Source organism: Acidobacteriota bacterium (assembly GCA_026393755.1).
Taxonomy (GTDB): Bacteria; Acidobacteriota; Vicinamibacteria; order Vicinamibacterales; family JAKQTR01; genus JBAXOX01.
In genome coordinates this window covers 61,987-75,103 of the sequence record JAPKZO010000018.1, presented here as the reverse complement: position 1 = coordinate 75,103, position 13,117 = coordinate 61,987, and the positions used below count along the sequence as shown (strand labels likewise).

Below are 13,117 nucleotides of genomic sequence, written 5' to 3'. Positions count from 1 at the left end.
GGTGACCGTTCCGGGAGGACGTCCGGCGTGAAACGCGAGAGCCGCATTCAACTGACAATCCTGTTTGTGGTCCTGCTGGTGGCGGTTGTCTGGCCGTCGCTGGCGGACTACTACACCGACTGGCTGTGGTTTGGCGAAACCGGATACCAGCAGGTCTTCGCCACGAGCATCGTCACGCGCCTGGGCCTCGGCGCGGTGGTTGGTGCTGTCACGTTCGTGCTGCTGTTTGGCAGCTTCCGCCTCGCGCTGCGGTATTTCGATCAGCCCTATCTGGTGCTGGGGGTCTCACCCGCCGATGGCACACCCGTCGTGCTTCAACGACGCGGCGTTGCGCGGCTGATTGGCGGCGTTTCAGTGCTTGGCGCCGTCGGCGCCGGCATGGTCGGATCCGCCCAGTGGATGACGTGGCTGAACTACCGGCATGCGACCTGGTTTGGTGATCGGGATCCGATTTTCGGTCAGGACACCGGGTTCTACGTGTTCCAGTTGCCCTGGCTCGAGTTTGTCCGCGGCGTGCTGCTCGTGGTGATGGTGGCGGCGCTGGCCGGTTCGGTGCTGATCGCGCTGCTCCCCGGACGTGTGGCCGGCGGCAACGGACCGATGGCGCCGCTGCGCGTCGCACGCCGGCACCTGTCGCTGCTGGCGGCGGCGGTGTTGCTGCTGCTCGGCGCGGGCGCCTACCTCGACGCGTTCGGTTTGGTGCTCTCCCGTCACGACATCATTGTCGGCGCCAACTACGCCGATGTGACTGCCCGCCTGCCCGCGCTGCGCATCCTGGGTGTCGTGTCGATAGTCGGGGCGGTGATGGTGGCGGCGCACGCGTTCGCCCGCCAGTCGTGGCTGCTGCCGGCCGGCTTTGGCCTCTACGCCCTCACGTGGATCGGGGGCGCCGTATTTGCGACCGGCGTCCAGCGCCTCGTCGTCACGCCCAACGAACAGGTCAAGGAGACGCCCTACCTGGCGTACAACATCGCCGCGACGCGGAAGGCGTTTGCGCTCGACTCGGTCGAAGAGCGGCAGGTGTCTGGCGACGCGCTGCTGACCAAGAAGGACATCGCCGCCAATCAGGCGACCATCGGCAACGTGCGCCTCTGGGATCGGCAGCCGCTGCTCGACACGTTCGGGCAGATTCAGGAGATCCGCACGTACTACGACTTCGGCTCGATTGACATCGATCGCTACATCGTCAACGGGCAATACCGGCAGGTGATGCTGTCGGCGAGGGAGCTGAACGTCGAGAATCTCCCGTCGCGCTCGTGGATTGCCGAACACCTCACCTTCACGCACGGCTACGGACTGACGCTGGGCCCGGTCAATGAGGTGACGCAGGAAGGCCTCCCGGTCCTGTTCATCAAGAACATCCCGCCGGAATCGTCCATCAACTTCAACGTCAACGAACCGTCGATCTACTTCGGCGAGTTCTCGAACGACTACGTGTTTGTCGGCACGCACGCGCGCGAATTCCACTATCCGCGCGGCGACGAACCGTTCTACAAGAGCTACGACGGGCGCGGCGGCGTGTCGGTCGGATCGCTGGCCCGGAAGATGTTCTTCGCCAGCCGGTTCAAATCGTTCAAGATCCTGCTGAGCGAGGATCTCACGTCCGAGAGCCGCATCCTGTTCCATCGCAACATCATGGAGCGGGCGACGACGATTGCCCCGTTCCTGTCGTTCGACCGCGACCCCTACCTCGTCATTGCGGATGGCCGCCTCTTCTGGATACTCGACGGCTATACGACCACCGATCACTATCCGTATGCGGCGCGCACGGAATCCGGCATCAACTACATCCGCAACTCGGTCAAGGTGGTGATTGATGCGTACAACGGCACGACCACTTTCTATCTGGCCGAGCCGAACGATCCGGTGATCATGACCATCAGCCGGATCTTTCCCGGTCTGTTGCGTCCCTTCCACGAGATGCCGGCGGAGCTGCGGCGGCACGTCCGCTACCCGGAGGGCATCTTCGCGATTCAAAGCGCGATGTTCGCGACGTACCACATGACGCACCCGGCGGTCTTCTACAACAAGGAAGATCAGTGGGAGGTCCCGGCCATCGAGTCGACCGGCACGGCGACCGCGCCCATGGAGCCGTACTACACGATCATGCGGCTGCCGGGCGAACGGGACGAAGAGTTTATCCAGATGCTCGCCTTCACGCCGCGCCGGAAGGACAATCTGGCGGCCTGGATGGTCGCACGCAGTGACGGCGAGCATTACGGCAAGCTGTTCGTGTTCCAGTTTCCGAAGCAGAAGCTCGTGTACGGGCCGCGGACCATCGCGGCGCGCATCAATCAGGACCAGACCATCTCGCCGCAGATCACGTTATGGAACCAGCAAGGATCGGAAGTGATCCAGGGCACGCTGCTGGTGATCCCGATCGAGGACGCGCTGATGTACATCCGGCCGTTATATCTCCGATCGGCCGGCGGCAAGATCCCAGAGCTCAAACGGGTGATCGTCGCGTACCAGAATCAGATCGCCATGGAGGAGACGCTCGAGCTGGCGCTCGACAAGATCTTCCGGCGCGGAGTGGTCATCAAGTTGCCGGACGCCGAACCGGAGGCCGCAGCGACGGCCGTGCCCGACGCCACGGCCGAGACGCCGATCGACGGGCTGGCCGGCCTGGCGCAGCAGCACTACGAGCGCGCGCTGCAGGCCCAGCGCGAGGGCAACTGGGCGCTCTACGGCGACGAGATCAAGCAGGTGGGGACGCTGCTGGAGCAGATGGCGAAGAAGCAGGGGCCAACCGCCGCGACGCCACCGCCCGTGAAAGCACCGAAGCGGTAGTCAATCACATCACCCACGCGTATCCCAGCTTGACGAAGAACGTCCGATCCTGTCTGAGCAGATCCGCCGACTGGCTCGCCGACGCGTTGTCGGAGTAGCCGGCGAAGAGCACCGTTTGAGGATTGAGCTTGTACGAGAACAGATACTGGGAGAACAACCTGCGGCTGTGTCCATCGACGGCCGTTGCGTACAGCGACGGGTCGCGCGTGATGTCCGTGTACTGGAGAATCGCGCGGACGAAGGTGCGCACGTTCAGGTGATACAGCATCCGCAATTGGGTGAGGTTGGCGCGATAGAGCCTCCCCTGCTCCACCGACAACTGGTCGAGGTTGTAGCTGAGGCGAAGGCTGACCCGCGCGACAGGGTTGTAGTCGATCTGAGGACCGAACTGCAGCGCCTGCGTCGCCTTCCTGCCATTCGAGAAATCGACTCCACCGCCCCAGCGGCCGGTCAACTGGATGTTCAGTCCGCTGGACGGCTTCACGCCGGCGTAGAAGTTGGGGCGGGGGTACACGTAGCGAACGCCCTGAAAGACGACGATGTCGCGTGGCATGTTGAACTGGAGGGAGGTCTGATACGGTCCCGTGTAATTGACGAACGCCGCCAGCGTCTGGTCGGTGAGTGTCCAGCCTGAGTCCATCGACTGCCACCCGCGCGCCCCGATGTCGATCGTGTTGAACCACGAGCCCACCCCGCGCTGGAACCTGCGCTGGGCCTGGCCGAACACGTTGCGGAAATCGACGCGCGGCACGTACCCCGTGTCGCTGCGGAACCCGGGGCTGTACGATTCGTAATCCCCGAACGCCGCCCAGGTCCGGCTCATGTGCTGGTAGTCCACCCACACCGCGTTGCCGCCGATGCTCCCGGCGGGCTGGCGATCCCGGGTCACGATGTCCCCTGGGTACGCCGTGTCGCTTCTGAGGTACTGCGCGCGAACCGCGTCTGCCTGGCTGATGCGCCAGTAGCCGTCCAGACCGACCTGGCGGTTGTGGTAGTCCTTGCCCTCACGTCCCGCGTACAAGGCGCCGATGGTCGACCCCGGCCCCACGTCCCGCCGATACCTGCCGACCACCGTGGTGACCGCCTCATCGATGGAGTCGAAGTCGGAGCCTTGGTTTGACGGCAGGACGAGGTTGTTGAGGCGATCATGGGTGACGAAGAGACCCACCGCGTTTGAACCCTGTTTGCCTGTCAGCTTGGCGCCAAAGTAGGGATCACTCACCGTGCGCGTGAAGACCGATTGAATGGGCGTCGTAAAGAAGTCGAGTCCCTCGAGAAAGAACGGGCGCTTTTCCGGATAGAACAGCTGAAACCGATTGTTGACGTCCAGCTGCGCGACATCGGCTTCCACCTGCGAGAAGTCCGGGCTGATCGTCCCGTTGAAGGTCATGTTCGGCGTCACGCTCCACCTGGCCGTCACGCCTGCCTTGGCCTTCACGTCACCGGATGCGAGTGAAGTAGACGACGAGTCCGCGATGGCATCGGTGCGGCCGAAGGTCGCGGTGGGATCGAACTCCAGGTTGCGGCCCTGCGCGAGGCCTGCCAGCCCGGAGATCTTGTTCTCCTGGCACAGCAGGCAGCTCTTGTTGCGATCGCGAAAGGCCGAAGTCATCCGGTGCCGGACGTTGCGGGGCCAGGATCGAAATGCCTCGAAGCCCCACGTCTGCACACCCGCGCCGGGCTGAAACCGGAGCTGTTTGAGCGGGAGCGCCATTTCGATGATGTAGCCATCCGGCGTAATCTTGCCCACCGCGGCCCACATCATGTCCCACGAAAAATCCTCGATGCCGTCCTGTTCGCTGAAGACCGCGTCGGCCTGCACGCCGAGCGGGTTGACGCGGAACTGGAACGCGCGACGTTCGTCGTTGAAGGTGTCGATCATGACGCCGATGTGGTCGTCGAGGATGAGCGTGTCGGTGTCGTCGCGGTCCATGAGGTGCGCGCGGATCTTACCCGGTTCCGGATCGAACGAGCGGAACGCGATGTAGAGGCTCGTGCCGTCGAAGGTCACCAGGCACTCCGTCTTGACCGGCGGCGCGATGCCGTCGCCTGGAGCCCACTCGTACGGCAGTGGAATCACCGCCGCCTTGGCCCACGCGTCTTCGTCGAGCACGCCGTCCACTTTGATTTCGGAGGTGGCGCGGGTGATGGCGAACGTCGCGATCGGCGGCACCGCCCGGGCGGCCGGTTGCGGCGCGGCTGGCGCCTGCGCGGCCGGTTGCGGCACCGTCTGTTGCGCCGACGCGCGGGTGAGCAGGAACGGAGACAGGATCAGCAGGATGGCGACAACGACGGCACGATGCGGCATGAAACCCCCACGGCGACGGCGAAGCTACAAGTGTATCGACTCGCCGCCGAATTCATGAATCGAAAGGTTTAGACGCAGGCGATGGGGAACTGGTTCGCCCGCCAGATCGGGCCCGCTTCAGAACCGTGGTTGCGCCGGACGTGCAACCCCGGTACGATGAGGGGGTTGTCGGGGCGTAGCGCAGCCTGGTAGCGCACCTGCCTTGGGCGCAGGGGGTCGCTGGTTCGAATCCAGTCGCCCCGACCATATTTCAGCGGGGCGATGGAGGTTCATGGCAGCAGTTCCAGAGCCCGAGTGAACCGAGGGCCGATTCGGATCGCGCCGAAATCGCGCCGATCAGTTGTCAACACCCGATAGACCTCCCGCCGCTCGGCAACAGCCGCCACGGACCCGTCAACCAGCCCCATGCGGAGGTCCGTGAACTTCGCGTCGAACTCGAGCGCTCGAACGATGTCGGACGCCAGCGGGAGTTCGTACTCGTAACGCGTCCGCCCGTCGAATATCTCCGCGACCAGCTTCCTCATGGCCGCCCGGTCCTCTCGCAGAAAGTAATCCACCTCCGCCAGGACGAGCCCCGGGACGATGACGAGGCGGGCGGAGGTCAACACGGCTTCGTAGTCTGGGAAGCTCGGACCGCCCTTGCTGTCGCGGGCCAGCGCCCGAAGCAGCCCACCGGTGTCAGCGATGATGGGCGCCGTCAATCTTCCAGGCCCCGGAACAACTCGGACTCATCCCCCAGCTTCGTGTCCGTGCATTCAAACAGACGCGTCGACGGAGGACGCCGGCCTGGGTAGTAGCGCGCAGCCACCACGCGTCGACGGAGGACGCCGGCCTGGGTAGTAGCGCGCAGCCACCACGCGGAGGCCCTTCCGGACGAGCTCAGATGCAGAGAGCCCTGCGGCCCGCGCACGCTTCAAGGCGCGTACATCCTCCTCGCCAAGACGAATCGTCGTCGAAATCAACCGTGCCATACATTCACCATACAACAGTCACGTCGGGAGAGCAACGGCACGCGGACGGCATCGCCGTGCCAGGTTGGTACCTGGTCGGCTGATTGCAACGATAGCGGCCGTCAATGTGAAACCATTATTGGCGGCTGTATACAGCCTGGTCGGGCGTCACACCACCGACCACTGGATCGTGAACAGCGTCTCGGTTCCGGTCCGCTGTGGCAGCCGGCGCTCAGTGGTTACGCATACACTCGGAGCCATCGGCCAGTGTCGAACGTCACCGTTCACCGTCGAAGAGTCGAATAAGCGCCTCGGCGTTTCCGAGCGCGTCGTGTACTGGATGGTGATCGTGTTTCGTCCGGCGCAACCGCTTCCACTTCTGAGTGCTTCGAAAATCACCCACCAGCCCCGCGTAGAAGTCCGCGATGCGCCGCCCGGAATGCCCGAACGGGTTCTCGCCGAAGTAGCGCCAGAAATAGAAGTTGATCCACTGAAAGTCGTATGCCGGGTTGTCTGAAACGAACACAACAGGGCTTCGGGGAGCCAGCCATTCCCGGAACTGACGAAAGGTGTCCTCAGAGCAGTCGACACCATGAAATGTCTCCACACGCCCTTCCCGAAGCGCGTTGACATCGACTGCGCCGAACTCCGTCATGTCACCGACGGAGGGCGCTCCAACCCCGAAGGGCGCTTCGCAGTCAACAATGATCAGTCTACCCATTGGCGATCACCGTCCGTTTCATGCCTGCGTCCAGCTTTCAACCGGCTTGGTCGAGAATTCCGAGGGCACTCGCAAGGGTCGCCCCGACCACGATCTAGAGGTTCTACAGCAGGCGATGCTGCGCCTGAATCCGTTTCGTCTCGCGCGCGCTGATCCTGGCCTGCTTCGCCCGCGAGGGCCACGACTTCACCGCCCGGTTGACGTCCTTGAGAACCCGCGGAGCGGTTCCGATCCCGAAGCGATCCGCGACGGCCAGCAGGTCGTCGCGGACGATGTCAACGAATTTCCCGTTTACGGACATGAGGTGCTGGCAGGTCCACTCCCCTCGCGGGTTGTGCGCGTAGATCACATCGTAGGCCGGCGCCAATTCCCAGACACTCCCCTCGCGCAGGAGAAACGAGACGTTCTTGGTATGGTCGTCGCAGTTGGCGGCCATGATGTTGAACGCGACGCGGCGAAAGGCCTCCTCCTTTGCGAGATAACCTATTTGCAGGCGGTCAATCGTCAGGAACAACTGGCTGACGTCGTGAGTCGCCTTTTGACGATAGTCCAGGTGCGCCATCGCGCACAGCGTCTGGACGTGATGCCTGGTGTTTCCATCGCGATCGAAGCGCCTGGTCATGAAGTGGGCGCGGCCATTCTCCTCGAGCAGTCGGCTCGGCGACATCGCGATGCCGGCTGAGCGTGCCATCAGGTAATAGGCGTACTCAATGCGGCCGTAATCCCGGCTGACCCCAAGTTCGATGTCGGCGCCCAGCCCGTCGAACTTGAGCAGCCAGTGCTCGAACCCTGGGGCCACCTCAAACTGACCTGCGCGAATCTCTTGAGTCGTCGGATTCCAGGCGATGGCCGCCTTCGCGCGAGCCCCGCCGGCTGAGGTGCCGACATGAATGATCTGAGCGAGGGCGGCTTCAGCGAGCGCATCGCTGCCCAGGTCGCCCCGCACGGCGCGCCTGGCGCTTTCCACCAGCGCTGACATCTCGAGTGCCGTCGTTGTCGCCTTCGACGGCCCGCGGACGGGCTTGAACTCCAGGGCGCCCATACTGCGCTTGCCCATGTACGCAAGCCGGTCGAGCGACGTGATGTCCGACTTCTCCACGCCGTGCACCGCCATCCAGGCGTCGATCAGATTGTTGCCGAACGAGTCGGGAAGCGCGTCTGCCACCAGGCCGGGCAACCCCAGATAGGTGGATTCCGGAAGAGCCGGGAACACGAACGGCTCCCGCGCGGCCCCGAGCGGCATCGTCAGCGGCGCGAGTTCAATACCGGACCGAACGAACGCCGGCGCGTACTCGAAGGCGTAGCACCCCAGATTCGGATCAAGCGCGACGGCACCAGCCCGCTGCCCCCAGATGCGAACCTCGATCGCGTCGACCGGCTGGTACACGGGTACCCCCTACGTTCGCTTCCTGGAGGCGCGTTGGCGCGTTGGCTTACGCGTGAGGGCCAGGAGCGGGCTGATGGAGACTTGCGGACAGAGGGCGTCGAGCCAGTCTTCGCGGCCGAGAGCCCGCAGCACCTTCAGGAGAGATCGCGTCGTGCCGCCCTTTCCGGATTCGAGGTTCTTCAAAGCGTTGAGGGCCACGCCCGCACGCGCGGCAAGGCGCTGCTGGTCAACGTTCTGGCGGAGCCGAAGCGCCCGCAGCCGCTGCCCCAGCAATACTGCCATTTGGTCAAGTGTTTGTGTAGCCATTCAATAGACCTACTTAAGTCTATTCAATGTAATTATCTATGTCAATGTACCTATATTAGTCCGTTATTAAACAAATATCATGAACCCACTGCGGTCCTGCCGGAATGCCGTCGTGTGTCTCTGCGGGGGCGTGACATTCTGGCGCTGGCGGCATACGCTGAGGTACGGGACATCACCAGACAGGCAAACGTCAGATCGATAACTCTATGGAGGGTCGGCGGGCGGTCCAACCCGGACGCGGGTATTGACCGCCCCGATTCAAGGAGGACGGTCGTGCGACGAACAACAGTGGCGGCGATCGGGATTCTGGCTCTGCTGCTTGCGCCATCTGCAGCCTCGGCGCAAGGGTATCTCACGCCGTTTGTCGGCGGGAACTTCGGTGGCGATACGGGGACAACGCTCGACCAGAGCATCAACGACACCTCGAGACTCGCGTTTGGCGTCCGGCTTGGCGCCATGGCTCACGGTATCTTCGGCGCCGAAGCCGACATCGGATACACGCGCAACTTCTATGGCATGGGGAGCATCTTCAATTCGTCCAATGTGCTCACGGTCATGGGCAACCTGGTGGTCGGCATCCCGGCTGGGCCCGTGCGTCCGTACGCGACCGGAGGCGTCGGCATCATCCGACGGAACATCGATTTCAGTTCTATCGAGAGCGCGGTCAGCTTTACCGATACACAGTTCGCCTGCGACATCGGCGGCGGGGTGAACATCCTATTCTCCAGGCATGTCGGCATCAATGGCGACGTGAGGTACTTCCGCAACTTCGGGACGGGCAACTCGTTCCTGGATGTCGCGAACCAGAAGTTCAACTTTACGCGTGGATCAGTTGGTCTGGTGCTGCAGTTCTGAGACAGGGGGGCGACGCCATCGACAACCCGGGCGAATGCCCCCAGATTCATCGTCCAGCACGGGCGGCGATGATGATGCCGCCGATCGCCCCCCACTTCTCTAGTCGCGACTCAGGATCTCTCGAACGGCGGCGGCCAGCTCATCGATGGAGAACGGCTTGGGGAGGAATCGTGTCCCATCCTCCACACGACCGCCGTGCGCGATCACGTCGGACGCATATCCCGACATGAACAGATGCTTGAGGTGCGGACAGAAGGACAGCAGTTCCTTGGCAAGCGTCTGGCCGCTCATCTCGGGCATCACGACGTCCGTCATCAGTAGATCGATGTGGTCGCCGTGTTCCATGGCCCGGCGGACGGCGTCGCCCGGGGTACCGGCCTCGATCACCGCGTAGCCCAGCCGTCGGAGGATCAGCGCCGTCAACTTCAAAACGCTCGGGTCGTCTTCGACCAGCAGGATGGTCTCTCGGCCGCGCTGGGGCGATTCCGCCACGCCTTCGGTTCGCGTCGCAATGGCCGTGGCGACATGTCGGGGCAGATAGACCTCGAGCGTGGTGCCCACGCCCGGCTCACTGCGCGCCTGAATGAAGCCGCCGTTCTGCTTGATTGCCCCGTACGCACTGGGCAGTCCCAACCCGACTCCCATGCCGACGGCTTTGGTCGTGAAGAACGGCTCGAATATGTGTGCCAGCGTTTCGTGGTCCATGCCGCAGCCGTCGTCGCCGACGCACAATCGGACATACTCCCCGGGAGTCACGCCCGCGGCATTCGCGCCGGCCGTATCGAGAACGGTGTTGCCCGTGGCAACCGTGATCGTGCCGACGCCGTTGATGGCGTCCCGTGCGTTCACGCAAAGGGTGGTCAGCACTTCGTCGATCTGGGACGGGGCCACCTTCACCCGCCACAATCCCGTCCCCGGCTGCCACTGGAGCCGGATGTTTTCGCCGATCAGCCGCTCCAGCATCTTGAGCGTGCTTGCCACAACCGCGTTCAGGTCCAGAACTCTTGGTGCGACGGTTTGTTTTCGCGCAAAGGCCAGCAGTTGCCGTGTCAGGTCGGCGGAGCGAGTGGCCGCCGTGCGGATGGCCACGAGGTCAGCGTGGAGTGGATCCGTCTGGTCCACTCCATCGAGAGCGATCTCGGTGTGGCCGAGGATCACGGTCAGCATGTTGTTGAACTCGTGGGCCACACCGCCAGCCAGACTGCCCACGAGTCCCATCCTCTGCGCCTGCTGGAGCCTGGCTTCGAGGGCGGCCTGCTCCTCCTCAGCCCTCTTGTGCCTGGTCGTGTCCTGGAAGAAACCGATGACCCTGCGGCGCTCTCTATCCATTTCTCCAATGACGCGCACCCACCGGGATTTGCCGCTCGCGGTGGTGACTTCCAATTCCATGTCAAGCGGCTGCTCAAGCTCGATGGCGCGCAGCACGGCCTGTTCAACGGCGGGTCGGTACGCGGGCGCATAGAAAGCAACTCGCCCGATCGCCGGCCGCCCGGAATCAACCTTCATCTGTTGGTTGCGGTAGAACTCGCTCGTCCATTTGAGTTGCTTCGTATCAATATCAAATTCCCAGCCACCGACGTTCCCTATCCGCTGTGCTTCTCCGAGCAGCCTTCTGTCCTCTTCCACGGCCTTCTCGGCGCGCCGGCGCTCGGTGACGTCCTCGACCAGCGCCTGGACACATGCTTGCCCACCGAGCTGCGTCTGCTTGAGTGTGAGCAGTGCGTCGTAGGGCGAGCCGTCCTTCCGACGGAACTGCACCGGATGGTTCTTGAGAATGCCCTCTTGACGGAAAAGCGCCTGAACCTCATCCCTCTGCCGCGGGTCGTAGTAGAGGTCGGCGACCGTGTCCAGTTTCTTGATGTCCTCGCGGCTGTACCCCCCGGGTTCCATGAAGGCCTCGTTGTACGCCACGAAGCGGCCCGCCGGGTCGACGACGCCAATGCCGATTGGCACGAAGTCACACAACGCGCGGAACCGTTCCACGTCCTGAAGAGACGACTCCGCGACCCGCGGATGTGTTTCCGCGGGAGGCTGGGACTCCGTGTTCGCCGGAGACGCATCGGCGTTCGTCTGGATGACCGGTTCGGTCCCGCCGCAATGTTCGGCGGGGCGGCTGGGTCGGGCATCGTTGCTTGTCATGAAAGCGGTCTCCGTTGGTAGCGAGACTTGTCTGAAACCTGGCGCGCTGCGGCGTCGAGAGGGAACGCCAACCGGACGCGGCCAGCCGACCGCTGCAAGCGGCCCGAAGGCATGGTCGCCGTTTGTGGGGGAACTGAACGAGCAGACACTTCTTGACTCGCCGGACGAGCTGACCGGCCGCAGGCGGAACTGTATCACATGTCTGCGCCGGGGGAGACTTCCGCTGTCGCGTTGCGACCCGGTAGGTGCCTCCGGAAAGCCTCGATAATGAGAAGACTCCGATGCTCGCCTCTCCTACATCGTCAGAAACATCCCGACGGCGGCGGCAGTCATGATCGCGGCGGTTGCCCATCCCAGATAACGCAACGGGCGTGAACTCACTCGCGTGCCCATGACGTCAGGGTTGCTCGTCAGCAGCACGACCAGGACAATGAGCGGAGGCGCCAACACCCCGTTGAGCACAGCCGAATAGAAGAGCATCTTTACGGCGTTGAAGCCGATAAAATCCAGGACCAGGCCGAGCATCATCGACACGGCGACGACCGCGTAGAACTTGCGCGACACGCTCGGGCGGTCTTCCAATGTCCCCCGCCACATTCTGGCTTCGGCCACCGCGTACGCGGCTGAGCCGGCGAGCACGGGAACAGCCAGCATGCCTGTCCCGATGAGACCGAGTGTGAAGAGCAGATAGGCTCCCCTTCCGGCCAGGGGCCGCAGTGCTTCAGCCGCTTCCCGCGCCGTTTCGATGTGTGTTTGTCCGTGCGCGTGCAGTGTGGCAGCGGTCGTCAGGATGATGAAGTACATCACGAGGTTCGAGAAAAACATCCCGGTCAGGACGTCCGTTCGAGCGACACGCAACTCCTGATTGGTCGCACCGCTGCGCTGTTTGACCGTCACTCTCCCCTGCGCACGCTCGTCTTCGACCTCCTGTGATGCCTGCCAGAAGAACAGGTAGGGTGAGATCGTCGTGCCGAGTATGCCGACCAGCGTTGCCAGAAACGCGCTCGACCATTCCACCCGCGGGACAAGGGTCGCGCTGAAGACGGCGCTCCAGTCCGGGCGGGCGAGGAAGGCGGCCGCAATGTACGCGAAGAGGATGAGGGTCAGCCACTTAAACACGCGCGCGATGCGACGGTATGAGGAGAAGAAGAGCAGGGAGACAATCAGTGCGGCGTACACCGGCGTCCAGAAGTGAGACTTGATGCCGGTCATCATTTCGGTCGCCTCTGCCATGCCTCCCAGGTCGGCGCCGATGTTGAATACATTCGCGACAATCAGGAGCGCGCAGGCGCCCCACAGCACAGCGCGGGGATAATGGCGCCGCACGACGCCAGCCAGCCCGCGCCCCGTGACCAGACCGAGACGCGCACACATCAGCTGCACGGCAGCCATCAGCGGAAACGAGAACAGCGCCGTCCACAGCGGCATGTAGCCGTACAACGCGCCGGTCACTGAATAGGTTGAGATGCCTGACGGGTCGTCATCGGCAGCGCCGGTGATCAAACCGGGGCCCAGATCGGCGAAGAACCGTCGGACTCTCTCCAGCGAGCGCGGTTTCGGTCCCGCCGGTTTCTCAACATCCGAGTTGGGGTTGTTCATGCGTTGAACGTGTCACTCACGGTCGTGGACGCGCCTGCGTGATCGAGCGAGCTTCGCGGGTG

The 13,117-nt window shown here is 63.4% G+C and carries 9 protein-coding genes and 1 tRNA gene; 3 read left to right on the top strand and 7 right to left on the bottom strand.

The genetic code is table 11. From position 1 onward, the window contains the following. Positions 1 to 27: 27 nt before the first annotated feature. The gene (locus tag NTV05_06695) at positions 28 to 2,790 is read left to right on the top strand and encodes a UPF0182 family protein (GenBank protein ID MCX6544089.1); all 2,763 of its coding nucleotides are present in this window, start codon (positions 28 to 30) and stop codon (positions 2,788 to 2,790) included. A gap of 4 nt (positions 2,791 to 2,794) precedes the next feature. Here NTV05_06695 and NTV05_06690 read toward each other — a convergent pair whose 3' ends face one another. Further along, positions 2,795 to 5,098 carry a DUF5916 domain-containing protein gene (locus NTV05_06690; GenBank protein ID MCX6544088.1) on the bottom strand — a complete coding sequence of 768 codons (2,304 nt, stop codon included), beginning with the start codon at positions 5,096 to 5,098 and terminating at the stop codon, positions 2,795 to 2,797. A gap of 169 nt (positions 5,099 to 5,267) precedes the next feature. On the opposite strand from NTV05_06690, the gene NTV05_06685 reads away from it, so the two are divergent. Next, a tRNA-Pro gene (locus NTV05_06685) sits at positions 5,268 to 5,344 on the top strand. Positions 5,345 to 5,367: 23 nt separating this feature from the next. On the opposite strand, the gene NTV05_06680 is transcribed toward NTV05_06685, so the two are convergent. From NTV05_06680 to NTV05_06665, 4 genes are all read right to left on the bottom strand, one after another. Beyond that, the gene (locus NTV05_06680) at positions 5,368 to 5,799 is read right to left on the bottom strand and encodes a hypothetical protein (protein MCX6544087.1); all 432 of its coding nucleotides are present in this window, start codon (positions 5,797 to 5,799) and stop codon (positions 5,368 to 5,370) included. A gap of 526 nt (positions 5,800 to 6,325) precedes the next feature. Further along, positions 6,326 to 6,769 (bottom strand): hypothetical protein, encoded by a 444-nt coding sequence (locus tag NTV05_06675; protein ID MCX6544086.1) that lies wholly within the window; start codon positions 6,767 to 6,769, stop codon positions 6,326 to 6,328. A 103-nt stretch (positions 6,770 to 6,872) separates the two neighbouring features. Further along, on the bottom strand, positions 6,873 to 8,156 hold the full coding sequence (locus NTV05_06670) for a type II toxin-antitoxin system HipA family toxin (protein MCX6544085.1): 1,284 nt from the start codon (positions 8,154 to 8,156) through the stop codon (positions 6,873 to 6,875). A 9-nt stretch (positions 8,157 to 8,165) separates the two neighbouring features. After that, positions 8,166 to 8,462 (bottom strand): helix-turn-helix transcriptional regulator, encoded by a 297-nt coding sequence (locus tag NTV05_06665; GenBank protein MCX6544084.1) that lies wholly within the window; start codon positions 8,460 to 8,462, stop codon positions 8,166 to 8,168. A 273-nt stretch (positions 8,463 to 8,735) separates the two neighbouring features. Here NTV05_06665 and NTV05_06660 point away from each other — a divergent pair, with 273 nt between their 5' ends. Next, positions 8,736 to 9,317: an outer membrane beta-barrel protein gene (locus NTV05_06660; protein MCX6544083.1), complete on the top strand. Its 582-nt coding sequence runs from the start codon at positions 8,736 to 8,738 to the stop codon at positions 9,315 to 9,317. A gap of 99 nt (positions 9,318 to 9,416) precedes the next feature. Here NTV05_06660 and NTV05_06655 read toward each other — a convergent pair whose 3' ends face one another. Then, complete coding sequence (locus NTV05_06655; protein MCX6544082.1) at positions 9,417 to 11,456, bottom strand: PAS domain S-box protein; 2,040 nt, start codon at positions 11,454 to 11,456, stop codon at positions 9,417 to 9,419. A 294-nt stretch (positions 11,457 to 11,750) separates the two neighbouring features. Next, positions 11,751 to 13,055, bottom strand: a complete 1,305-nt coding sequence (locus NTV05_06650; protein MCX6544081.1) for an Nramp family divalent metal transporter — start codon at positions 13,053 to 13,055, stop codon at positions 11,751 to 11,753. Positions 13,056 to 13,117 lie beyond the last annotated feature (62 nt).